The sequence below is a fragment of the Pseudoalteromonas haloplanktis ATCC 14393 genome, assembly GCF_000238355.1.
Taxonomy (GTDB): Bacteria; Pseudomonadota; Gammaproteobacteria; order Enterobacterales; family Alteromonadaceae; genus Pseudoalteromonas; species Pseudoalteromonas haloplanktis.
In genome coordinates, this window is record NZ_AHCA01000055.1 from 1 (window position 1) to 524 (window position 524).

Consider the following 524-nt stretch of genomic DNA (forward strand, 5'->3'; position numbering starts at 1 on the left):
TTGAAAACTCTTGATAAATACGAATATTTATCAGAATTTTATTATCAGCTTTTCCAAATTTTTAAAGAGCAGAGAATCAAAAACTTCTCAAAATTAAACACACTCTATTCTCAGGTGGTGTTGCTACCCGATAAAGAATATTTATTTTTAAGAAGTAAAAGTGGTGGAGCTAAGCAGGATCGAACTGCTGACCTCCTGCGTGCAAGGCAGGCGCTCTCCCAGCTGAGCTATAGCCCCACATGTGCTGGTACTTATTGTTTGTATACCGACTTTGTTTCCAGACAAGGCATGGTATAACGACGTTTAGTCCACTAAACGAGGCGTGCCATAACGAAGTATGGGAGCAAAGTGGTGGGTCTGAGTAGATTTGAACTACCGACCTCACCCTTATCAGGGGTGCGCTCTAACCAACTGAGCTACAGACCCAAACAATAAGTGTTGTTCTCTTTACAATAACAATCATCTGTGTGGACACTTCGAACAAATAAGTTCTAAATCGTATAAGGAGGTGATCCAGCCCCAGG

Annotated in this window: 2 tRNA genes; both read right to left on the minus strand. The window is 41.4% G+C overall.

Annotated elements, in window-relative coordinates:
- Window positions 1-161: 161 nt before the first annotated feature.
- Window positions 162-237 (minus strand) — tRNA-Ala (locus PHAL_RS0122625).
- Between the two features lie 112 nt (window positions 238-349).
- Window positions 350-426, minus strand: a tRNA-Ile gene (locus PHAL_RS0122630).
- Window positions 427-524: the final 98 nt, after the last annotated feature.